Raw genomic sequence first — 21,764 nt, 5'->3', positions numbered from 1 at the left:
GAAAATCCCCTCATGCCAGATGGCAGAGGGGATTTTTTATAACCAGTCACTTTTACCTCTCCCGCTCAGGGAGAGGAGGGATTACTTGGCGTCATCCGGCAGCGCGTAAGCGACAATGTAGTCGCCCATCTTCGTACCGAACGAACCGTGACCGCCTGCGGAAATGACCACGTACTGCTTACCATTGACCTCATAAGTCATCGGTGTTGCCTGGCCACCGGCCGGCAAACGGCCTTGCCACAGTTTCTCACCGTTGCTCATGTTATAAGCGCGCAGGTAGTTATCTGCGGTCGCGGCGATAAACAGCACATTACCGGCGGTGGAAATTGGGCCGCCGAGCATCGGCATCCCCATATTGAACGGCACCGGAACCGGCATCGGGAACGGCATGCTGTCTTGCGGTGTACCAATACGTTTTTTCCATACCACCTGGTTGGTTTTCAGATCCAGTGCGGAAATGTAACCCCAGGCCGGTTGTTTACAAGGCAGACCGAACGGTGAGAGGAACGGGTTCAGCGTCACGCCAAACGGTACGCCATACTGCGGTTGAATACCGGATTCCGAACCGGTGCCTTTCGCATCTTTCGGCGGCTCCATTGGGTTGCCTGGACCACGTGGGATCAGTTTTGACACAAATGGCAGCGCCATCGGGTTGGCAATCGCCACCTGACGGTTTGGATCAACGGAGATACCGCCCCATTCGAACATCCCCAGGTTACCCGGGAATACCAGCGTGCCCTGCTCAGATGGCGGCGTGAAGATACCTTCATAGCGCATCTGGTGGAACATCACGCGGCACACCAGTTGGTCGAACATGGTGGCGCCCCACATATCCGCGCCGCTTAAGTTTTTCGTCGGACGGAAACTCAGGTCGGAGAAGGGTTGGGTTTTGGCTACGTAATCGCCTTTTGCCGCGCCTTGCGGAACCGGTTTTTCCGGTGCCGGAACCACCAGCTTACCGTTGGTACGATCGAGGACGAAAATGTTACCGGTTTTCGCCGGCGCGTAGATCACCGGTACGGTTTTGCCATTCACGGTAATGTCCGCCAGCGTCGGCTGGGACGGCATATCCATATCCCACAGATCGTGGTGTACGGTCTGGTAGCTCCAGGCAAGTTTACCGGTGGTGGCATTCAGCGCGACGATCGAGCTGGCATAGCGCTCCTGCTCCGGCGTACGGTTGCCGCCCCAGATATCCGGGGTGGTCACGCCCATCGGCAGATAGACTAAATCCAGTTTCGCGTCATAAGCCGCAGGTGCCCACGAGTTCGGTGAGTTAAAGGTGAAAGTGTGTTCATCCGACGGGATCGCGTTGGGATCTTTCGCGCCCGGATCGAAGGCCCACAGCAATTTCCCGGTGTTCACATCGAAACCACGGATAACGCCAGAGGTTTCACGGGTTGAGAAGTTATCCGTTACCGAACCGGCAATCACGATGGTTTTATCGGTGATGATCGGCGGAGATGTCGGCTCGTACAGACCCGGCGTGGTGTCCGGCATATTGGTCTGCAGGTTCAGGATCCCTTTGTTGGCAAAGGTTTCGCACAGCTTGCCGTTATCCGCATTCAGCGCAAACAGACGGCCATCGTTCACCGGCAGAATAATGCGGCGCGGGCAGTCAGCGACCACATCCGGGCTGGCGTTATCAGCACGGGCTTCATGATACGAAACACCGCGGCAGGTCACATGCTGGAACGAAGGATTGGTGTTCAGCTGCGGATCGAAATGCCACTTCTCTTTGCCGCTGGCGGCATCAATCGCAAACAAACGCTGGTGTGCGGTACACAGGAACAGCGTGTCGCCCACTTTAATTGGCGTCACTTCGTTGGTGATTTCACCGGGATCGTTTGGCATTTTCAGGTCGCCGGTGCGGAACACCCAAGCTTCCTTCAGGTTTTTCACGTTATCGGCATTGATCTGTTTCAGCGGCGAGTAACGCTGGCCTTCCTGGTTACGGCCATAGGCTGGCCAGTCACCATCGGCTACCTGTGAAATTGGCGCTGCCGGTGTGGCATCGGCGCTCAGGGTGCCGTGAACTTCTTGCGGATCGTTGAAACCCGCCCAGGTGAGGATGCCGCCGCTAATTAACAGCGCCACCACCAACGCAGCGACCGCACCGCTGGACGGCACAATCAACCGCCGCCAGACAAACGGAAGAATCAGCCAGATACCGAAGAAGACGAGAATGTCGCTACGCGGTGTCAGCGCCCAGAAGTCGAAACCGACTTCCCACACGCCCCAAATCATTGTCGCCAGCAGTAGGGCGGCGTACAGCCACAGCGCGGCGCGCTTGCCCTTCCACAATAGCCATGTCACGCCGAGCATGACCAGACCAGCGATGGGGTAGTACCAGGAGCCGCCAATGCTGACGAGCCAAACCCCACCTATTAAAAGATACAGCCCGCAGAAGGCTGCAAAGAGCGTCGTCAGCGTGACAAGCAGCCGCGACTGTTGAGTTTTTGTTTCCGCCATAAAACACATCCGTTGATTTGTTAATATTTTGATAGCAAGTAATTATAGGAGTTAACAAGTGTGATCGTCATCACAAAATGAGCTTTGTCGCGGAATAACCCGCAACAATCTTTTTGCTGGTATACTGCGCACCTTGCATTTCAATCACTGGTTTAAGTGCCGGTATTGAGTGATTTACTCTTTAAATCATATGGTTAGTAAAATGAAACACACTGTTGAAGTGATGATCCCGGAAGCGGAGATCAAAGCGCGTATCGCTGAGCTGGGTCGTCAAATCACTGAGCGTTATAAAGATAGCGGCAGCGAAATGGTGCTGGTTGGGTTACTGCGCGGTTCGTTTATGTTTATGGCTGACCTGTGCCGTGAAGTGCAGGTGTCGCATGAAGTTGACTTTATGACCGCCTCCAGTTACGGCAGCGGCATGTCCACTACCCGCGATGTGAAAATCCTCAAAGATCTCGATGAAGACATTCGTGGAAAAGACGTGCTGATCGTTGAAGACATTATCGATTCGGGTAATACGCTGTCGAAAGTGCGCGAGATCCTGCGTCTGCGCGAGCCAAAATCGCTGGCGATTTGTACCCTGCTGGATAAACCGTCGCGTCGTGAAGTGGATGTGCCGGTGGAGTTCGTCGGTTTTGCTATCCCGGACGAGTTTGTGGTGGGGTACGGAATTGATTACGCGCAGCGTTATCGCCATTTGCCGTACGTCGGCAAAGTGGTGATGTTGGACGAGTAAAAAAACGGGGCCGATGATGGCCCCGATTGTTATTTGTGGTTGCTGTGCTTCTGGCTCAGATTTGACACGCCCTGGCGATAGCGCTGTTCCAGCGTTTCGCGGTTAGTGGCGGTGACGTCCAGATTGCGCAACAGACCATCGTGAATGCCGTAAGCCCAGCCGTGAATCGTCACTTTCTGACCACGTTTCCACGCGGATTGCATGATGGTCGAGTGGCCCAGGTTGTAGACCTGTTCCATCACGTTCAGCTCGCACAGCGTGTCGAGACGACGCTCCGGCGGCATTTCGCCCAGCAGCGAGCTATGTTTAAACCAGATATCGCGAATGTGCAGCAGCCAGTTATCGATTAAGCCCAGTTCCGGGTTTTCAACCGCCGCCTGCACACCGCCGCAACCGTAGTGACCGCAGATGATAATGTGCTCAACTTCCAGTACATCCACCGCGTACTGCACCACGGAGAGGCAGTTCAGATCGGTATGGATAACCAGGTTGGCAACATTACGGTGCACAAACAGTTCACCTGGTTCGAGCCCGGTAAGGCGTTCTGCGGGTACGCGTGAGTCGGAGCATCCAATCCAGAGAAAGCGCGGCTTCTGTGCTTGCGCCAGTGTTTCGAAAAATCCAGGATCTTCTTCCACCAGCATTTTTGACCATAGTGCATTGTTGCTGATGAGTGTATCTATGTCTTTCATGGAGGTTAACGACCTGTAACCAGATAAGTGCGTTGCGCTAATATAGGTGAACTCTCCGTCTTTTTAAACCACACATCGAGTGTAAGAAAACAGGTAAGTGATAATTCATGACCATTGCACTGGAGCTTGAGCAGCTTAAAAAAACCTATCCGGGCGGCGTTCAGGCGCTGCGCGGCATTGATTTACAAGTAGAAGCGGGCGATTTCTACGCGCTTCTCGGACCCAATGGTGCCGGCAAATCCACCACCATTGGCATTATCAGTTCGTTGGTAAATAAATCTTCCGGGCGCGTTAGCGTTTTTGGTTACGATCTTGAAAAAGACGTGGTGAACGCGAAACGTCAACTGGGGCTGGTGCCACAGGAGTTCAACTTTAACCCGTTTGAAACCGTGCAACAGATTGTCGTTAACCAGGCGGGTTACTACGGCGTTGATCGTAAAGATGCGCTTGTGCGCAGCGAAAAGTACCTGAACCAGCTCGATCTGTGGGAAAAACGCAACGAACGTGCGCGGATGCTTTCCGGCGGGATGAAGCGCCGTCTGATGATTGCTCGTGCGCTGATGCACGAACCTAAGCTGTTGATTCTCGACGAGCCAACCGCGGGTGTTGATATCGAACTGCGTCGTTCAATGTGGGGCTTTTTAAAAGATCTCAACGACAAAGGCACCACCATCATTCTGACGACTCACTACCTGGAAGAAGCCGAGATGCTGTGTCGCAACATCGGCATTATCCAGCGTGGCGATCTGATTGAAAATACCTCGATGAAAGCGCTGCTGTCGAAGCTGAAATCCGAGACTTTCATCCTCGATTTAGCGCCAAAAAGCCCGCTGCCGAAGCTGGAAGGGTATCAATACCGGCTGGTGGATACGTCCACGCTTGAGGTGGAAGTGCTGCGCGAGCAAGGCGTGAACAGCGTGTTCAGCCAGCTTAGCACGCAGGGGGTGCAGGTATTGAGTATGCGTAACAAAGCCAACCGTCTCGAAGAGCTATTCGTCACGCTGGTTCATGACAGAAAAGGAGAAAGCGCATGATGCAGCTGTTCTGGGTGGCGCTGAAGAGTATCTGGTACAAAGAGATCCAGCGTTTCATGCGTATTTGGGTGCAAACACTGGTACCGCCTGTGATCACCATGACGCTCTACTTTATTATTTTCGGCAACCTGATCGGTTCGCGTATCGGTGAAATGCACGGTTTTACCTACATGCAGTTTATCGTGCCGGGCTTAATCATGATGGCGGTGATCACCAACGCGTATGCCAACGTAGCGTCGTCATTCTTTAGCGCCAAGTTCCAGCGCAACATTGAGGAGCTGCTGGTGGCACCGGTGCCAACGCATGTCATTATCGCCGGGTATGTTGGCGGCGGCGTGGCGCGCGGCTTGTGTGTGGGCATCCTGGTGACGGCGGTTTCGCTGTTTTTCGTGCCGTTTCAGGTGCATTCATGGTTGTTTGTTGGCCTGACGTTGCTGCTGACAGCGGTGCTGTTTTCGCTGGCGGGGCTTTTGAATGCGGTATTTGCCAAAACCTTTGATGACATTAGCCTCATTCCGACCTTTGTGCTGACGCCGTTGACTTACCTGGGCGGGGTGTTCTACTCCCTGACGCTGCTGCCGCCGTTCTGGCAGGCGCTGTCGCACCTCAACCCGATCGTGTATATGATAAGCGGCTTCCGTTTTGGTTTCCTCGGCATTTCCGATGTGCCGCTGTTTACCACCGTTGGTGTGTTGGTGGTGTTTATCATCGCTTTTTACCTGCTGTGCTGGTATCTGATTAATCGCGGACGTGGGCTGCGAAGTTAAGCCTGAGCGCGACGGCTCTCTTCTGTGGAAGAGAGCCAATCCCAGAGATTAGGCTATTTTTTAGACTGCTCATTACCGTTGGTTTCTCCCGTTCTGTTGCTACAATAGGTGCAGTTTTTCTATTCGGTCCACCTCATGTCTCGTTTGATTACCCTTTTATTGTTGCTGGTTACCTGGAGCGCGTCTGCCAGTATTGTCAGTGAACAACGCATTCCCGCGCGCTATATGCAAACCACTGAAGATGCCGATATCTGGGCGCAGGTAGGAGACAGAGTCGTTACTGTCGGCAATATTCGCGCCGGGCAGATCCTGGCGGTGGTGCCGGGGGCAGAAGATTATTACGCGTTTCGCTTTGGCTTCGGCAGCGGGTTTATTGACCGGGGGCATCTTGGCACGGTGCCTGGCAATGAGCGGGTAGAAGATACGCTTGGCGATCTGAATAAACCGCTCAGTAACCAAAACCTGATCACCTGGCGGGATACGCCGCTCTATACGTCGCCGGATATCACCAGTAAACAGGTTGGCACGCTGGCGGAAAACCTGCGTTATCCGATAATCGATAAGCTGAAAGACCGCCTGAACCAGACCTGGTTTCAGATACGCATCGGCAATCGGCTGGCGTGGATCAGTAGCCTGGATGCACAAGAAGACAGCGGCATTCCGGTACTGACTTATCACCATATCCTTCGTGATGAGGAAAACACCCGCTTCCGCCACACCTCGACCACGACCTCGGTGCGCGCTTTTACCAACCAAATGACCTGGCTGCGCGATCAGGGTTACATCACCTTGTCGATGTACCAGTTGGAAGGCTATGTGCGTAACCGCATGAATTTACCTGCGCGTTCGGTAGTGATCACTTTTGATGATGGGCTGAAATCCGTCAGCCGTTACGCTTATCCGATCCTGCACGAGTATGGTTTTAAAGCGACGGCGTTTATTATTTCGTCACGCATTAAGCGCAAGCCGCAGCCGTGGGACCCGAAATTCTTGCAGTTTATGAGCGTGTCGGAGCTGAATCATATTCAGGATGTGTTCGATGTACAGTCACATACCCATTTCCTGCACCGGGTTGATGAGTCGATGCATCCGATTTTGCTGAGCCGCAACTATCACAATATTCTGTTCGATTTTAAACGCTCACGCCGCGCGCTGGCGCAGTTCAACCCGCATGTGCTTTATCTCTCCTATCCATTTGGCGGCTATGACGATAAAGCGATACAAGCGGCGAATGACGCAGGTTTTCATCTGGCGGTGACCACGGTGCGTGGCAAGGTGAAACCGGGAGATAATCCGTTTTTACTGAAGCGGTTGTACGTGCTGAGAACGGATTCGCTGGAGACAATGTCGCGGCTGATCAGTAATCAGCCGCAGGGGTAGGGCATCAGGCAACCTGAACCGGCACGGCTTTCGCGGTGCGTTTCATCTCGTTGTCGCCATCAAAATAGGCCACTTTCGGCTGCCAGCTACGGGCAACCTCATCCGGCACGGTGACGTAGCTGGCGATAATCAGGATATCGCCGACGTTTGCGCAGTGTGCTGCCGCACCGTTAACCGAGATAATGCGTGAACCGCGCTCGCCGGCAATCGCGTAGGTAGAAAAGCGTTTGCCGTTGGTCACGTTATAAATATCGATGGCTTCGTATTCCAGAATACCGGCCGCCTCAAGGAAATCCTGGTCAATCGCGCAGGAACCTTCGTAGTGCAGGTCGGCCTGCGTCACTTTGACGCGGTGGAGCTTGCCTTGCAGCATCGTGCGAATCATAAGTTAAACCTTCATTACTGATAATTAACCTGAAAATGGAGGGCGGCTCCCTGCGAATCCCTCGTGTGCTCGCGCCACGTCCTGGCGGGCGTAAGAGCAAGCCAGGAGTGGAGTATTGCCCGATTTTTTCGCCCTGTCTAGCGGGCTAATTCAACCACTTTGTTGTCGATAAGTCGCGCCTGGCCGAGCCATGCCGCCATCAAAATCACCGCGCATTTGCTGCTTTCAGACAGCGCCAGAAGCGTGTCCGCATCGCGGATCTGAATATCATCGGCGCGCAGGCCCGCGTCGTTGATCTCCTGCCCGGCAATGGCAATCAGCTCTTCTTCATTGCGTTCGCCCGCCAGCAGTTTATCGGCTACCGAATTCATCACTTTGCTGAGCGCCGGGGCAATTTTGCGTTGATCGGCCGTCAGATAGCCATTACGTGAGCTCAGCGCGAGGCCATCTTTCGCCCGCACGGTCGGCACACCGACAATCTCGATGTCATAACCCATGTCGGCCACCATTTTGCGGATCAGTTGCAACTGCTGGTAATCCTTCTCACCAAAGCAGGCGATATCCGGTTGCACCAGGTTGAATAGCTTGCTGACGATAGTCGACACGCCGCGAAAATGGCCAGGACGGCTTGCGCCTTCCAGCATGGTGGAGAGGCCCGGCACATCGACATACGTTTGGGTATCGGTGCCCTGCGGGTAGATGTCCGCGGGTGCGGGGGCGAAAACAATATCGACTTTGCGCTTGTTCAGCTTTTCGCAATCTTCCTGCAAGGTACGCGGGTAGCGCACTAAATCATCCGGGCGGTCGAACTGCATTGGGTTAACGAAAATACTCACTACCACCACATCAGCGCGGGTTTTGGCTTCGTCGACCAGCTTCATATGGCCATCGTGCAGGTTGCCCATCGTTGGCACCAGCGCAATACGCTTACCTTCCTGACGCAGCCTGCGGATGTGCTGGCGCAGCAGCGGGAGGGTTTCAATAATCAACACAACTAGGCTCCTTAATGGAAACTGTGTTCTTCACCCGGATAGGCTCCGGATTCGACTTCGGCAACATACTGCCTGACCGCTGCGCGCATGTCGCCTGCTTCATTGAGGAAATTTTTCGCGAATTTCGGGATATGCCCGCCGGTAATGCCGAACGCGTCATGCATCACCAGAATCTGGCCGTCGGTGACATTGCCTGCGCCAATCCCAATCACCGGAATGGTTAACGCCGCCGTGATACGTTGCGCCAGCTCGACCGGGATACACTCCAGCACCAGCAGTTGCGCGCCTGCGGCTTCCAGCGCCAACGCATCGTCAAGCAGCCCTTGCGCTGCGTCGCCGCGCCCCTGAACTTTATAACCACCGAAAATATTAACGGACTGCGGCGTCAGACCCAGGTGGCCGCACACCGGCACGGCGCGTTCAGTCAGCATTTTTACCGTGGGAGCCAGCCAGCGGCCGCCTTCGATTTTCACCATATTGGCGCCCGCGCGCATGACCACGGCGGCGTTTTCAAACGCCTGCTCCGGCGTGGCGTAGGCCATAAACGGCAGATCGGCGAGCAACAGGCAGGCCGGTGCACCACGGCGGACAGCCTGCGTGTGATAAGCGATATCGGCAACCGTTACCGGTAGGGTGGAGTCATGGCCTTGTACCGTCATCCCTAACGAATCACCCACCAGCATTACGTTAATCCCTTCTTCGGCAAACAGTTTTGCGAAGCTGTAGTCGTATGCGGTGATAGTGGCGAAGCGTCTCTTTTCCTGCTTGCATTTATGCAGCCAGGAGATAGTGATGGGTTTCATAGCGTTTCCTGATAGTCGAAAGCGATTCTGGCGCATTCTAGCAGCAACAATCAGGTGGGCAATGATTTTAGACAGGCGGTAAGCGCAGGGTGTGAGGAAAGCGGAAAATTACCAGGCGTCGGGTTTCGGTGCGTTCAGGCTCGCAAGAGTGTCCTGCAACGATGTGCCGTCCGGGAAGTGCAGATCGGGCGCAATTTCAAACAGCGGCCACAGCATAAAGCCACGATTTTTCATGTCGTAGTGCGGCACCGTCAGGCGTTCGGTATTCAGTGTCAGTGAGCCAAACAGCATGATATCGAGATCGAGCGTGCGCGGCCCCCAGCGTTCTGCTTTACGCACGCGGCCTTGCTGGAGTTCGATGCGTTGCGTGTGATCCAGCAGCGTTTCTGGTGCAAGAGGGGTTTCCAGCGCCACGGCGGCGTTGAGGTAGTCCGGTTGATCCGGCGGGCCAAGCGGGGGAGTGCGATATAGCGAAGAGACCGCCACGATGCGGCTTTGTGGGATCTCTCCAATGGCGGTAATCGCGGCGTTAACCTGGTCGAGTGGTGACGCCAGGTTGCTGCCGATCGCGATATACGCGAGGGTCACGCACTGCCCTCGCGGCGCGGTGCGCGTTTACGCGGGCGGCGATGGCGACGGCGTTCTGCCGGTTCGTCGCCTAAATCATCCAGCATATCTTTCTGAGTCGGCGGTGCAGAAACCTGGAATTCACCCCACCATTTCGTCAGACGTTGCAGCTCGCCGTTATTTTCGGCTTCGGCACGCAGTGCCAGTAGATCATAGGCCGCGCGGAATTTCGGGTGTTCCATCAGCTTCCATGAGCGCTTGCCCTGCCGACGGGACATCCGCAATTGCAACTGCCAGATATCACGAATCAGCGAGGTGATGCGTTTGGGGATCGCCAGCGAACGGCAGGCTTCATCTAACACATCGTTCATCGCCAGCGCGAAAGCGTCGTAATAGGCAAGCCCGCCTTCCTGGGTAATGCGCTGGGCGTTTTCCAGCAGCGGATACCAGAACATGGCAGCAAACAAAAACGCCGGATTCACGCGCATGTCGTTGTGAATACGGTTATCCGTATTCTTCAGCACCTGCTCAATAATCCGCTCCATCGGGCTGTCGCCTTTTTCGGTGAAGTAGCGGGTGATGCTGGGGAACAGCGGCTGGAACAGACCATACTCACGCAGTAAACGGCAGGTTTCGTAACCGTAACCGGCCTGCAGAAGTTTCAGCGATTCCTCAAACAGGCGCGCCGGGGGAACATCGTTAATCAGCGTGGCGAGACGCGGGATCGGCTCGGCGGTCTCTTCGCTGATACGCATATTGAGCTTGGCGGCAAAGCGCACTGCGCGCAGCATGCGCACCGGATCTTCGCGATAGCGGGTTTCCGGGTTACCGATCAGGCGAATCACACCCTCTTCTAAATCACGCATACCGCCGACGTAATCACGGACGGTGAAATCAGCAACGCTGTAATAAAGGCTGTTGATGGTGAAGTCGCGGCGCTGAGCATCTTCTTCGATGGAACCGAAAATGTTGTCGCGCAGCAGCATGCCATTCTGCCCGCGCTGGGAGATGGTGCGATCGGTTTGTTGTTCGTCGTGATGACCACGGAACGTGGCGACTTCAATGATTTCCGGCCCGAACATCACATGCGCAAGGCGGAAACGGCGGCCGACCAGGCGGCAGTTACGGAACAGTTTACGCACCTGGTCCGGCGTTGCGCTGGTGGTTACGTCAAAATCTTTTGGTTTTTTGCCCAGCAATAAATCGCGCACGCCGCCGCCTACCAGGTAAGCGTCGTAGCCCGCTTTATTCAGACGATAGAGCACCTTGAGCGCATTTTCACTGATATCTTTGCGGGAAATAGCGTGCTGCTCACGCGGAATAACCGTCATCTGCGGTTGGGCCATAGCCTCAACGACCATGCTCTCTTCGCGGCTTAGCACCTTGCGGCAAAAATTAGCGACTCGGGTAAAAATAGTACACCTCGGTAGTGTCAAACGTCAGGACAAAAAATAGCGGCTAATCATAGCTCAGCGCGAGCCGTTTGAGAATGCTGTATTCGCATCCGCCGCGTCAGGTACACGGCAAAGTGCCCAGTTTTCCACCGCTTTTTGCAGCAGCGCGTCAATGCGCAGATCCTGCCACTCATTTGTTACATCCTGGTTCAAAAATTGTAAAGCCCTGATTATTACCGGACGCGGATCCCCTTCAGGCAACGCGGGTGCGTGGTTTTGCTTGGAAAGCTTGCTCCCCTGCTCATTGAGCGCCAGCGGTAAATGAATATACCCTGGAGCCTGCCAGCCAAACTGCTTATAGAGCGAGATTTGCCGCACTGTAGGTTCTATCAGATCCGCACCGCGCACAATTTCCGTGACGCCCTGAAAGTGGTCATCGACCACCACCGCGAGGTTATAGGCAAACAGCCCATCACGGCGGTGAATAATAAAATCTTCCCGCGCCAGTTTTTCGTCGGCAACGATGCGCCCACGCAGTTTATCGTCGAAGTGCAGAACCGGATGCTGCTGTATCAGCCGTACGGCGGCGTTTTGCGCGCCATTTTGTAATGTGCGGCAATGCCCATCATAAATACCGCCAATGCTTTGGATGCGTGCACGCGAACAGGTGCAAAAATAGCTCAGTCCTTCGCGTTGCAGGGTCGCGAGCGCCGCGCGGTAGGCGTCATGACGCCGGGATTGCCACAGCACGTCGCCGTCCCAGTGCAGACCATAATGTTCGAGCTGGCAAAGAATGGTTTCTGCAGCGCCGGGAACTTCTCTTGGGGGATCAATATCTTCAATGCGAACAAGCCAGGTGCCGTGGTTGGCGCGAGCTTGCAGGTAGCTGCCGAGAGCAGCAATTAACGAACCGAAATGCAGTTCACCGGACGGGGATGGCGCAAAGCGCCCAATATAGTGTGATTCAGGCATATCGCTGGCAAAAATATAGGCGGGAATCGATCCCGCCGTATAGGGCGCACCACGCCTTAGCGGTGCGCCATTGAAGACATCAGGTCATTAACCTGCCATCTGCTTTTCGCGGATTTCCGCCAGGGTTTTGCAGTCGATGCACAGGTCGGCAGTCGGACGTGCTTCCAGACGACGGATACCAATTTCAACGCCACAGGATTCGCAGAAGCCAAAATCTTCGTCTTCTACTTTTTTCAGCGTCTTCTCGATCTTTTTAATCAACTTGCGCTCGCGATCACGGTTACGCAGTTCAAGGCTGAACTCTTCTTCCTGAGCGGCACGGTCGACCGGATCGGGGAAGTTAGCTGCTTCGTCCTGCATGTGCGTGACGGTGCGATCGACTTCATCCCTAAGTTGATTACGCCATGCTTCAAGAATACGCTTGAAATGCGCCAGCTGGGCTTCGTTCATATACTCTTCGCCCGGCTTCTCTTGATACGGCTCCACCCCAGCGATGGCGAGAATACTCAGGGACGATGTTTTACGGTTTTGCCCTTCTTGCATGTTGCTTCTCCTTAACACGCACTATCGATCCCCGTGTGGGGGAAAAATCAGGCCGCTATAAATAGCAGATGCTTTTACGGATGGCAAATATCTAAACGTAACACTTGACAACCCTGTGAAGAAAAGCGTATTTGCGCACGCGACCAAATCACTTATTCGTCAAAAGCTTGCCTTTATACCGTAAAAGGTAGTGGCAACCTAAGAGTGATATTATCGGCAGAAAGTTCCGCTTTATAAGCGATAACTTCTACACCCCGGTGTTGTGCCTCATTCAACAATCGTGCGTATTCCTCGTCAATATGGCGTGCCGGAGAAAAATGTTCAACGGCGGAGTGCAGAACAGCAAACAGAATTACCGCGCGATCGCCGTTGGCCGCGACGCTCATTAATTCCCGTAAATGCTTCTGTCCTCGCAAGGTTACGGCATCCGGGAAGTAGCCTGACTGCTGCTCGGCGAGCGTGACCGATTTCACTTCAATATAGCAGTTGCGCCGGTCATCCGCCTGTAACAGAAAATCAATTCTGCTACCTTCCGCACCATATTTTACTTCGCTTTTCAGCGTGCTATATCCGCTGAGTTCAGGCAACTGGTCAGTGAGTATTGCTTCTTTTGTCAGCATATTTGCCCGCTGAGTATTGACGCAAATAAATGCCCCCTGTTGGGTTTGGGATAATTCCCACGTATGGGCATATTTGCGCTTAGGATTATTCGACGTGGAATACCAAACTTTGTCGCCAGGTGTTGCGCAGCCGGTCATCGCACCAGTATTAGGGCAATGCAGCGTGAGGGTTTCCCCTTCAGGCGTGACCACATCCGCAAGGAAGCGTTTATAACGCTGAATCAGCGTGGCGGATTTAAGCGGCGGTGAAAAATCCATGGGAAATCCTTATTTTTTAAGCGTCCAGCGATGCAACTGCGTGTAGCGGGTTCGACCCTGGATAAATTGCGATTCATACAATGCAAATGTCGTCACCGGGAACGACCAGCGAAAACCCGGTGGCGGAATGGTGACAGCGTGGCTGGCGTCGCGCAGCAGTGTAATGTGCGGGTGAAACGGCTGCGGGCTTTGGTAACACCCGCTGCGGGAAGCCTGGGCGCGGAGCATATCCGCCAGTTGCAGCAGCCCACGCGGTGGCTGGCGTGAACCAAGCCAGACCACACGCGAGCGCAGCCATTGCCCGGCATCGTCGAGCGTGAGCGTAAAGTCTGGCTGGCGTATCCGCCCAGCCAGTTCTTCCAGTGCGCGCTGTTTTTCCGCGCTGATTTCACCGAGAAACGCCAGCGTCAGATGCAGATTCGCCGCTGCAATCGGTCGTCCCGCATCTGGTGGGAAATGCTGCGCGCGCCATTGCACCACCTGCGTCTGAATATCCGCTGGGAGTTCAAGGGCGAAAAACAGCCTTTTTGGTTCAGACATGGCAGGCTCGAGGTCAAAGGTTTACGGCGATGTTATACTGCTGGCCGGCTTATGTTAACCCTCCGGAGCTTTTGTGTCCTCACTGCCAGTCGCCGCCGTTCTGCCCGATATCCTTTTTGCCTTGCGCGCTGCGCCACAAGTGCTATTAAGCGCACCCACTGGCGCAGGGAAATCGACCTGGTTGCCACTGCAACTGCTGCAACAAGGCGACATTCATGGCCGCATTTTGTTGCTTGAGCCGCGTCGTCTGGCTGCTCGCAACGTGGCCCAGCGGCTGGCGGAGCTACTTGATGAAAAACCGGGCGAAACCGTAGGTTACCGGATGCGTGCGGAAACTTGCGTGGGGCCGAATACCCGGCTCGAAGTGGTGACAGAAGGGATTTTGACGCGGCTGGTTCAGCAAGATCCAGAACTCAGCGGCGTAGGGCTGGTGATCCTCGATGAGTTTCACGAGCGCAGCCTGCAAGCGGACCTCGCCCTGGCGCTGCTGTTGGACGTGCAGCAAGGGCTGCGCGATGACCTCAAACTGCTGGTGATGTCGGCAACGCTCGATAATGCCCGTTTACAAGCGCTGCTGCCGGATGCGCCAGCCATTGTTTCTGCTGGGCGTGCCTATCCGGTTGAGCAACGCTATCAGCCATTGCCGACCCATCTTCGCTTTGACGACGCGGTGGCGCAGGCGACAGCGGAATTACTGCGTAATGAACCCGGTTCGCTGCTGCTGTTTTTGCCGGGAGTCGGTGAAATCCAGCGCGTACAGGAGCAACTGGCTTCCCGCGTTGGCAGCGATGTTCTGCTCTGCCCGTTATACGGCGCACTGCCGCTCAGTGAGCAGCGTAAAGCCATTTTGCCCGCGCCCACAGGGCAGCGAAAAGTGGTGCTCGCCACCAATATTGCCGAAACCAGTTTGACCATTGAAGGCATTCGCCTGGTGGTCGATAGCGCCCAGGAGCGCGTCGCGCGGTTTGATACTCGCAGCGGGTTAACCCGGCTGGTGACGCAGCGTATCAGTGTGGCCTCGATGACGCAGCGCGCCGGGCGTGCCGGTCGTCTTGAGCCTGGCATTTGCGTGCATTTACTGAGTAAAGAGCTGGCGGAACGCGCGGCGGCACAGAGCAGCCCTGAAATATTGAGTAGCGATTTATCCGGGCTGTTGATGGAATTAATACAGTGGGGATGCCAGGATCCTGCCCAGCTTAGTTGGCTGGATCTACCGCCGGCGGTGAATCTCGCCGCGGCGCGCAAGCTGCTCAGCCAACTGCAGGCGCTTGACGAGGGGCGACTGACACCGTTTGGGCAACGCATGGCGGCGCTCGGTAACGATCCGCGCCTGGCAGCAATGCTGGCGGCGGCAAAAGGCGGTGACGAAATTGCCACGGCGGCGAAGCTGGCGGCGATTCTGGAAGAACCGCCGCGCGGCGGCGGCAGTGACTTAAGCGCGGCGTTTTCACGTAACCAGCCGAACTGGCAACAGCGCGCGCGCCAGCTGGCTCGTCGCTTGAAAAGCAGTGATGGCGAGCTGGACAACACCATGCTGGCACCGCTGCTGGCAAGCGCCTTTGCCGATCGTATCGCCCGTCGGCGCGGCCAGGAAGGGCGCTACCAACTGGCGAACGGCATGGGCGCAACGCTGGATGCAGATGATGCGCTCAACCGTCACGAGTGGTTGATAGCGCCACTGCTGTTGCAGGGTAGCCAGTCACCTGATGCGCGGATTTTGCTGGCGTTGCCGCTGGATATTGACGCGCTTATCACCCGTTGCCCACATTTATTGCAGCAGTCGGACACGGTTGAGTGGGACGAGGCGCAGGGCACGTTAAAAGCGTTTCGTCGTAGTCAGATAGGTCAATTGACGTTAAAAGTACAGCCGTTGGCGAAACCCTCGGAAGAGGAGTTGCATCAGGCGATGCTGAACGGCATTCGTGATAAGGGCTTGCGGGTACTGAACTGGACGCCCGATGCCGAGCAATTGCGCTTGCGTTTACACTGTGCGGCGAAGTGGCTGCCGGAAGTTGACTGGCCAGCGGTCGATGAGGCCTCGCTGCTGGAAAATCTTGAACAGTGGTTATTGCCGCAAATGAGCGGTATCCGCTCGTTGCGCGAGCTGAAAGCGCTCGATGTTACGCAAGCGTTACAAAATGCGATGCCGTGGTCATTACGTCAACGTCTGGATAGTGAGCTGCCTGCGCATTACACTGTGCCGACGGGAAGCCGGATAGCGATTCGTTATCACGAAGATAACCCGCCAGCGCTGGCGGTGCGTATGCAAGAGATGTTTGGCGAAGCGACAACGCCGACCATTGCGCAAGGGCGCGTGGCGCTGGTACTGGAACTGCTTTCCCCTGCGCAACGTCCGCTGCAAATCACCCGTGATTTAAGCGCGTTTTGGGCGGGCGCGTATCGCGAAGTGCAAAAAGAGATGAAAGGGCGCTACCCGAAGCATGTCTGGCCGGACGATCCGGCCAATACGGCACCGACGCGGCGCACCAAAAAGTATTCGTAACCGCGATGGGCTTCTTGCCATCAAACAGTGCGATAAATTGAGAGATTTCTTCTTCTTCCCTGGTGCGGAAGAGTTGAGAATCAGGCCCTTGCGCCTGAAAGTTGCGGAGAGTAAAGCATGGCGGGGAATGACCGCGAGCCAATTGGACGCAAGGGTAAACCAGCGCGTCCGGCGAAAGAGAAAATCAGTCGTCGTCGACTTCGGGAAGAGGAGTACGACGAGTATGAAGATGACGATGAAGACGAGGAACCGATGCCGAAAAAAGGAAGAGGCAAAGGCAAGCAGCCACGCGGCAAACGCGGCTGGTTCTGGCTGCTGTTAAAAATTGCCATCGTTCTGGCCGTGCTGTGCGCCATTTATGGCGTTTATCTGGACCAAAAAATCCGTGCCCGTATCGACGGAAAAGTCTGGCAACTGCCTGCCGCGGTGTATGGCCGTATGGTCAACCTCGAACCGGATATGGCAATCAGTAAAAACGAGATGGTGAAGCTGCTGGAAGCCACGCAGTACCGCCAGGTGACGAAGATGACGCGTCCCGGCGAGTTTACCGTGCAGGCGAAAAGCATTGAGATGATCCGCCGCCCGTTTGATTTCCCGGACAGTAAAGAAGGGCAGGTGCGCGCGCGTTTGACCTTTGACGGCTCTCGTCTGGAAACCATCGAAAATATGGACAGCAACCGCCAGTTCGGTTTCTTCCGTCTCGATCCGCGCTTGATTACCATGCTCTCTTCACCTAATGGCGAGCAGCGCTTGTTCGTGCCGCGCAATGGCTTCCCGGATCTGCTGGTGGATACGCTGCTGGCGACCGAAGACCGCCACTTCTACGAGCACGACGGCATTAGCTTCTACTCTATTGGCCGTGCGGTACTGGCAAACCTGACCGCCGGACGCACAGTACAAGGGGCGAGTACGCTGACGCAGCAACTGGTGAAAAACCTGTTCCTCAGCAGCGAGCGCTCCTACTGGCGTAAAGCCAACGAAGCCTATATGGCGCTGATTATGGATGCCCGCTACAGCAAAGATCGCATTCTTGAGCTGTATATGAACGAGGTGTACCTCGGTCAGAGCGGCGACAACGAGATCCGCGGTTTCCCGCTGGCGAGCCTCTACTATTTTGGCCGTCCGGTGGAAGAGCTGAGCCTCGATCAGCAGGCATTGCTGGTGGGGATGGTCAAAGGCGCGTCAATCTACAACCCGTGGCGTAACCCGAAACTGGCGCTGGAGCGTCGTAACCTGGTGCTGCGTTTGCTGCAACAGCAGAACGTTATCGACCAGGAACTGTATGACATGCTGAGCGCGCGTCCGCTCGGTGTGCAGCCGCGTGGCGGGGTGATTTCACCGCAGCCGGCATTTATGCAGATGGTGCGCCAGGAGTTGCAGGCTAAGCTCGGCGATAAGGTGAAAGATCTCTCCGGCGTGAAGATCTTCACCACCTTTGATTCCGTGGCGCAGGACGCCGCCGAAAAAGCGGCTGTGGAAGGTATTCCGCTGTTGATCAAACAGCGCAAGCTGACCGATCTTGAAACGGCAATGGTGGTGGTTGACCGCTACACCGGCGAAGTGCGCGCAATGGTCGGCGGTGCGACGCCGCAGTTCGCGGGCTATAACCGTGCGATGCAGGCGCGCCGTTCCATTGGCTCGCTGGCGAAACCGGCAACCTACCTGACGGCGCTGAGCCAGCCGAACATCTATCGCCTGAATACCTGGATTGCCGATGCGCCGATTTCGCTGCGCTTGTCTAACGGCCAGGTGTGGGCACCGCAGAACGATGACCGTCGTTTTAGCGGCCAGGTGATGCTGGTGGATGCGCTGACCCGCTCGATGAACGTACCCACGGTGAACCTCGGGATGGCGGTAGGGTTACCTGCGGTAACGGATACCTGGCAGAAACTGGGGGCGCCGAAAGATCAGCTGACCGGCATGCCATCTATGCTGCTCGGTGCGCTGAACCTGACGCCGATTGAAGTGGCGCAGGCTTTCCAGACCATCGCCAGCGGCGGTAACCGCGCGCCGCTTTCCGCGCTGCGTTCGGTGATCGCTGAAGACGGTACGGTCTTGTATCAAAGCTTCCCGCAGGCCGAGCGCGCTGTACCGGCGCAGGCGGCGTACATGACGTTGTGGACGATGCAGCAGGTTGTTCTGCGTGGGACGGGTCGCCAGCTTGGCGCGAAGTATCCGGGTCTGCATCTGGCAGGTAAAACCGGTACCACCAACAATAACGTCGATACCTGGTTTGCGGGCATCGACGGGCGCGAAGTGACGATTACCTGGGTCGGCCGCGATAATAACCAGCCGACGAAGCTGTATGGTGCCAGCGGCGCGATGGCGATTTACCAGCGTTATCTGGAAAACCAGTCGCCGATCCCGCTGGATCTGACGCCGCCAGAAGACATCAACACGATGGGCGTTGATGATATGGGTAACTTTGTCTGCGGCGGTGGCGGCGTGCGCCAATTGCCGGTCTGGACGACCAACCCGGAAACGCTGTGCCAGCAAAACCAGGTGCAGCCGCAAACTGGGAACCCGTTTGATCAATCCCAGCAGCCTCAGCAACCGGCGCAGCAGCAGCCTCAACAGCCGCCGCAGCAGGAGCAGAAAAGCGATGGCGTCGCTGGTTGGATAAAAGAGATGTTCGGCGGTAACTAACTTTCTGCCGTGACAAAACCTGAAACCCCCGTTGGTAACATCGGGGGTTTTTTAACGCCCGCATACATGCCAATACTGATGCAGTAAACCGCCCTTAACTCCCTGCTGTTTATCTGGTTACTTCTTAATCCTTCAGGCCGTTTCAGGCGGCTTACTACTTGCTATGCGCACAGCGCTTCGCATATTATGCTGCGGTCATAATAATAATTCTCGTTTACGTTATCATTAACTCATTTGAATCAGAGATAAACTAATGGCGCGTCCTAACACTGCTCAGCCAGTCAACACTACGCTGCGTAAAATCGCAGTTGTAGTAGCCACAGCGGTTAGCGGCATGTCTGTTTACGCACAGGCTGCAACAACCCAAAAAGAAGAAACCATCACCGTCACCACCAGCGCGGCTCCGCAGGAAAGCGCATGGGGACCGGCGGCGACCATCGCCGCGAAACACACGGCAACGGCGACGAAAACCGATACTCCGATTGAAAAGACGCCGCAGTCTATTTCGGTTGTGACGAATGAAGAGATGCAGATCCGCCAGCCCACTTCTGTAAAAGAAGCACTGGGTTATACACCGGGCGTGGTGGTTAGCAACCGTGGTGCATCGAACACTTATGATTTCGTCAGCATTCGTGGTTTCTCAACGCCTGGGCCTACGCAGAACAACTACCTTGATGGCATTAAATTGCAGGGTGATTACTACAGCGGCGCGACCATCGATCCGTACATGCTGGAGCGTGTTGAACTGATGCGTGGTCCGACTTCCGTTCTGTATGGTAAGAGCAATCCGGGCGGTATCATCTCGATGGTCAGCAAGCGTCCTACTACCGAGCCGCTGCATGAAATTCAGTTCAAAATGGGGACCGATAATCTTTACCAGACTGGTTTCGATTTTAGCGATACGTTGGATGATGACGGCAAGTATGCTTACCGCTTGACCGGCCTTGCGCGTTCTAACGATGAGCAGCAGGATTTTGCGAAGCAAAAACGTTACGCTATTGCGCCGTCATTCAGTTGGCGCCCGGATGATAAAACCAACTTAACGTTGCTGGCGAATATCCAGAACGAACCTAGTACGGGTTATTACGGTTGGTTGCCGAAAGAAGGCACGGTTGAGCCATTGTCGTCCGGCAAACATATTTCCCCAAGCTTTACTGACAGTGCTCCAAACAACGAATATTCCCGCTATCAGCGTATGGTGGGTTACAGTTTTGAACACGCGTTTGATGATGTATTCACTGTTCGCCAAAACCTGCGCTACAGCCAGATTAAAACCTCGCAGAAAACCGTTTATGGTTTTGGTGCCACAAACGATCAGCTTACACGTTCAATCATTGTGGCTGACGAAGACTACAGCGATTTTGGCGTCGACACCCAGTTAGAAAGCAAATTCGCGACGGGTGATGTTTCCCACATCGTTCTAACGGGAATTGATTACTCCCGTTTCCGCAATGACATCAAAAACGCCTACGGAAGTGCGCCTACGCTGGATATGAATAATCCGGTTTATACCGATGTTGATTTCCCGAGCGCAACGCCTTTCCAGTTGAATACCCAACACCAAACCGGACTGTATGTTCAGGACCAACTGGAATGGAATAAGTGGGTGGCAACGGTGGGCGGTCGCTATGACTGGTCCGAACAGACAACGCTTATTCGCAGCAGCGGTCAGAAAGTCGAGCGCGATGATAAACAGTTTACCTGGCGTGCCGGGGTTAACTACCTCTTCGATAATGGCATTACGCCGTATGTCAGCTATAGCGAATCTTTTGAACCTAACCCGTCAAAAGCCTGGGCTGCGACTCCGGCTGATAACGTGGCTTATGCACCGTCTAAAGGTAAACAATACGAAGCAGGCGTGAAATACGTACCGAAAGATCTGCCGGTTGTTGTTACGGGCGCGCTTTATCAGCTAACCAAAACAAACAACCTGACCACGGATCCGACTAACCCATTCGCACAAGTTCCTGCAGGTGAAATTCGCTCTCGTGGCGTTGAGCTAGAAGCAAAAGCCGCGGTTAACGCGAGCGTCAACGTAACGGCGTCCTACACCTACACGAATGCTGAGTACACCCAGGACACCACACTGAAAGGTAAAACACCGGTACAAATTCCTAAACACATGGCTTCCTTGTGGGGGGATTACACCTTCCACTCTGGCGTTCTCTCGGGTCTGACTGTGGGAACGGGTGGCCGCTTAATCGGTTCCAGCTACGGCGATCCGGATAACACATTCAAGGTCGGTAGTGCGGCGGTGATGGATGCCGTTGTGAAATACGATCTGGCGCGCTTTGGTCTTGCTGGTTCCAGTCTTGCAGTGAACGTCAACAACCTGCTTGACCGTGAATACGTCGCAAGCTGCTTTAACACCTACGGCTGCTTCTGGGGCGCAGAACGCCAGGTAGTGGCGACCGCAACCTTCCGCTTCTAATCTCTCTTCGGGCACGGTTCGCCGTG

General features: G+C 55.1%; 18 protein-coding genes. 7 read left to right on the top strand and 11 right to left on the bottom strand.

What is annotated here, in order from left to right:
- Nucleotides 1-81: 81 nt before the first annotated feature.
- Nucleotides 82-2,472: a glucose/quinate/shikimate family membrane-bound PQQ-dependent dehydrogenase gene (locus tag E0L21_RS07070; protein ID WP_131408019.1), complete on the bottom strand. Its 2,391-nt coding sequence runs from the start codon at nucleotides 2,470-2,472 to the stop codon at nucleotides 82-84.
- A 202-nt stretch (nucleotides 2,473-2,674) separates the two neighbouring features.
- On the opposite strand from E0L21_RS07070, the gene hpt reads away from it, so the two are divergent.
- A complete protein-coding gene (gene hpt, locus E0L21_RS07065; protein WP_017457963.1) occupies nucleotides 2,675-3,211 on the top strand; it encodes a hypoxanthine phosphoribosyltransferase in 537 nt (178 codons plus the stop codon).
- A 29-nt stretch (nucleotides 3,212-3,240) separates the two neighbouring features.
- Here hpt and can read toward each other — a convergent pair whose 3' ends face one another.
- A complete protein-coding gene (gene can / locus E0L21_RS07060; RefSeq protein ID WP_131408017.1) occupies nucleotides 3,241-3,903 on the bottom strand; it encodes a carbonate dehydratase in 663 nt (220 codons plus the stop codon).
- 107 nt (nucleotides 3,904-4,010) lie between these two features.
- On the opposite strand from can, the gene E0L21_RS07055 reads away from it, so the two are divergent.
- The 3 genes from E0L21_RS07055 to E0L21_RS07045 all read left to right on the top strand — a co-directional run bounded on the left by E0L21_RS07055 (nucleotide 4,011) and on the right by E0L21_RS07045 (nucleotide 7,084).
- On the top strand, nucleotides 4,011-4,937 hold the full coding sequence (locus tag E0L21_RS07055; RefSeq protein ID WP_131408015.1) for an ABC transporter ATP-binding protein: 927 nt from the start codon (nucleotides 4,011-4,013) through the stop codon (nucleotides 4,935-4,937).
- On the top strand, nucleotides 4,934-5,704 hold the full coding sequence (locus E0L21_RS07050; RefSeq protein WP_131408013.1) for an ABC transporter permease: 771 nt from the start codon (nucleotides 4,934-4,936) through the stop codon (nucleotides 5,702-5,704). The genes E0L21_RS07055 and E0L21_RS07050 overlap by 4 nt, the downstream gene beginning before the upstream one ends.
- Before the next feature lie 135 nt (nucleotides 5,705-5,839).
- Complete coding sequence (locus E0L21_RS07045; RefSeq protein ID WP_131408011.1) at nucleotides 5,840-7,084, top strand: polysaccharide deacetylase family protein; 1,245 nt, start codon at nucleotides 5,840-5,842, stop codon at nucleotides 7,082-7,084.
- Nucleotides 7,085-7,088: 4 nt separating this feature from the next.
- On the opposite strand, the gene panD is transcribed toward E0L21_RS07045, so the two are convergent.
- The 9 genes from panD to thpR form a co-directional block, all read right to left on the bottom strand.
- Nucleotides 7,089-7,469, bottom strand: a complete 381-nt coding sequence (gene panD, locus E0L21_RS07040) for an aspartate 1-decarboxylase (RefSeq protein ID WP_131408009.1) — start codon at nucleotides 7,467-7,469, stop codon at nucleotides 7,089-7,091.
- Between the two features lie 137 nt (nucleotides 7,470-7,606).
- Nucleotides 7,607-8,461 (bottom strand): pantoate--beta-alanine ligase, encoded by an 855-nt coding sequence (panC, locus tag E0L21_RS07035; RefSeq protein ID WP_131408007.1) that lies wholly within the window; start codon nucleotides 8,459-8,461, stop codon nucleotides 7,607-7,609.
- Nucleotides 8,462-8,472: 11 nt separating this feature from the next.
- A complete protein-coding gene (gene panB / locus E0L21_RS07030; RefSeq protein WP_131408005.1) occupies nucleotides 8,473-9,264 on the bottom strand; it encodes a 3-methyl-2-oxobutanoate hydroxymethyltransferase in 792 nt (263 codons plus the stop codon).
- A 108-nt stretch (nucleotides 9,265-9,372) separates the two neighbouring features.
- Nucleotides 9,373-9,852, bottom strand: coding sequence for a 2-amino-4-hydroxy-6-hydroxymethyldihydropteridine diphosphokinase (gene folK, locus E0L21_RS07025; RefSeq protein ID WP_131408003.1), 480 nt, complete (start codon nucleotides 9,850-9,852; stop codon nucleotides 9,373-9,375).
- A complete protein-coding gene (gene pcnB / locus E0L21_RS07020) occupies nucleotides 9,849-11,246 on the bottom strand; it encodes a polynucleotide adenylyltransferase PcnB (RefSeq protein ID WP_208430921.1) in 1,398 nt (465 codons plus the stop codon). The genes folK and pcnB overlap by 4 nt, the downstream gene beginning before the upstream one ends.
- A gap of 54 nt (nucleotides 11,247-11,300) precedes the next feature.
- Entirely contained in the window at nucleotides 11,301-12,197 is an 897-nt protein-coding gene (gene gluQRS / locus E0L21_RS07015) for a tRNA glutamyl-Q(34) synthetase GluQRS (RefSeq protein WP_131407999.1), read from the bottom strand.
- Nucleotides 12,198-12,284: 87 nt separating this feature from the next.
- Entirely contained in the window at nucleotides 12,285-12,740 is a 456-nt protein-coding gene (gene dksA, locus E0L21_RS07010; protein WP_007373199.1) for an RNA polymerase-binding protein DksA, read from the bottom strand.
- Nucleotides 12,741-12,913: 173 nt separating this feature from the next.
- A complete protein-coding gene (sfsA, locus tag E0L21_RS07000) occupies nucleotides 12,914-13,618 on the bottom strand; it encodes a DNA/RNA nuclease SfsA (protein WP_131407997.1) in 705 nt (234 codons plus the stop codon).
- 9 nt (nucleotides 13,619-13,627) lie between these two features.
- The gene (thpR, locus tag E0L21_RS06995; protein ID WP_131407995.1) at nucleotides 13,628-14,158 is read right to left on the bottom strand and encodes an RNA 2',3'-cyclic phosphodiesterase; all 531 of its coding nucleotides are present in this window, start codon (nucleotides 14,156-14,158) and stop codon (nucleotides 13,628-13,630) included.
- A gap of 73 nt (nucleotides 14,159-14,231) precedes the next feature.
- Here thpR and hrpB point away from each other — a divergent pair, with 73 nt between their 5' ends.
- The 3 genes from hrpB to fhuA all read left to right on the top strand — a co-directional run bounded on the left by hrpB (nucleotide 14,232) and on the right by fhuA (nucleotide 21,738).
- Nucleotides 14,232-16,661 (top strand): ATP-dependent helicase HrpB, encoded by a 2,430-nt coding sequence (gene hrpB / locus E0L21_RS06990; RefSeq protein ID WP_131407993.1) that lies wholly within the window; start codon nucleotides 14,232-14,234, stop codon nucleotides 16,659-16,661.
- Nucleotides 16,662-16,778: 117 nt separating this feature from the next.
- Nucleotides 16,779-19,307, top strand: coding sequence for a bifunctional glycosyl transferase/transpeptidase (gene mrcB / locus E0L21_RS06985; RefSeq protein WP_131407992.1), 2,529 nt, complete (start codon nucleotides 16,779-16,781; stop codon nucleotides 19,305-19,307).
- 253 nt (nucleotides 19,308-19,560) lie between these two features.
- Nucleotides 19,561-21,738 (top strand): ferrichrome porin FhuA, encoded by a 2,178-nt coding sequence (gene fhuA, locus E0L21_RS06980; protein ID WP_131407990.1) that lies wholly within the window; start codon nucleotides 19,561-19,563, stop codon nucleotides 21,736-21,738.
- Nucleotides 21,739-21,764 lie beyond the last annotated feature (26 nt).

The organism is Kosakonia quasisacchari (genome assembly GCF_004331415.1).
Lineage (GTDB): Bacteria > Pseudomonadota > Gammaproteobacteria > Enterobacterales > Enterobacteriaceae > Kosakonia > Kosakonia quasisacchari.
Note: the sequence above shows the minus strand (reverse complement) of the source record. Positions and strands in the feature narration are given on the sequence as shown.